Source organism: Novacetimonas pomaceti (assembly GCF_003207955.1).
GTDB classification, from domain to species: Bacteria; Pseudomonadota; Alphaproteobacteria; order Acetobacterales; family Acetobacteraceae; genus Novacetimonas; species Novacetimonas pomaceti.
Genome location: NZ_NOXG01000099.1, coordinates 1 through 1,107, shown reverse-complemented (window position 1 = coordinate 1,107; position 1,107 = coordinate 1). Strand labels below are relative to the sequence as shown.

Genomic DNA, 1,107 nt, shown 5'->3' with positions numbered 1-1,107 from the left:
TCGATTATGACCCCGAGGAGCCGGAGCGGGTACTCTGGATCAGTGCCGGCAACCGTGACCATGGTGGTGAGCCGCTCGATTTTCCCCGCGATAGCGAGGACTGTCGTGGGCGCATGCTCTCAACCGGGGAAATCGCGGAACTGCTCGATTTTCTTGACAGGGAGGCCGCTTACTGATGCCCGCTGGCATGGCAGGCAAGCCCGATGCGCCGCCATGCGTCAGTCAGTGTGCCCCGCGGCACGTTGCGCTCAAGATCGTGCAGCAGGGTTTCCAATTCGGAAAGGGAAAGGGTGCAGGCGACAAGCGCCGGCGACAGGACCGCAGTTCCCGTCATCACGACGTGGCTGAAGACCTGGATGGTCGGGTCCACGAGGCGGGCCAGCGCGTAGACGGCGCGGCAATGGGCGGCATTCTGCATCACCGGGCTGTAAATCAGCCGGGGCGGGGCGTCGGGCGCCTCGCCCGCGAAACGCTGTCGCCACCGTTCATCTTCCGGGTGTCCGGTCAGTTCGCCGCCATACCGCTTTGTCTCTACGACATGGATGCCCCTCGGGCTGAGAAACAGGTGGTCAATCTGGGTCGTCCTGCCGCCACCTGCCGGCAGCATGGCGTCGTGCAGCACGGCCAGGCCGCTCCGGTCGAGCACGTGGGCTACGGCGCTCTCTCCTTTTTCGCCCTGGATGGCGGCGCTAAAGGACCGCCATACCTGCATCTCATGGGCTGTCAGCCGACACCTGCCGGGAGGCTTCACGCGATGACGTCGAAGTCTTACCACGCAGTTTCCCCCTGTGGTTCCATGGCCCGATAGCGTGTCCCGTATATCTGTCCGTCATGCGACTGGGGCAGGAAATACTGGGAACCGTCTATGTTCCGGGTGAGAGTCCGGGTGCATGTCCGCAATGTGGATGCGGATCACCAACAGTGCCCGCTCACCCGCCAGCCTGAACGCAGGAGACCGGACAATCGGCGGCAGGCTCGTCCAGGTCCGCAGAAGATTCAGGATCCCGTCTGAACCCGGTATTCTCGTCCCCCCATTTCTTGAGGGCCATGATGACCGGCTCCAGGGTCCGTCCCCGTGCGGTCAGGCTGTATTCCACCTTCGGGGGC

2 protein-coding genes are annotated in these 1,107 nt (G+C 63.8%); both read right to left on the bottom strand.

Annotation, left to right across the window (positions count from 1 at the left end):
- Window positions 1–169: 169 nt before the first annotated feature.
- Window positions 170–712: a nuclease-related domain-containing protein gene (locus CFR71_RS15795; RefSeq protein WP_239020461.1), complete on the bottom strand. Its 543-nt coding sequence runs from the start codon at window positions 710–712 to the stop codon at window positions 170–172.
- 217 nt (window positions 713–929) lie between these two features.
- Window positions 930–1,097: a winged helix-turn-helix transcriptional regulator gene (locus CFR71_RS15790; RefSeq protein ID WP_456306466.1), complete on the bottom strand. Its 168-nt coding sequence runs from the start codon at window positions 1,095–1,097 to the stop codon at window positions 930–932.
- Window positions 1,098–1,107 lie beyond the last annotated feature (10 nt).

Bases quoted from the DNA above. Each gene is read 5' to 3' on its own strand.
- CFR71_RS15795 (WP_239020461.1), bottom strand. From the start codon at position 712: ATGCAGGTATGGCGGTCCTTTAGCGCCGCCATCCAGGGCGAAAAAGGA.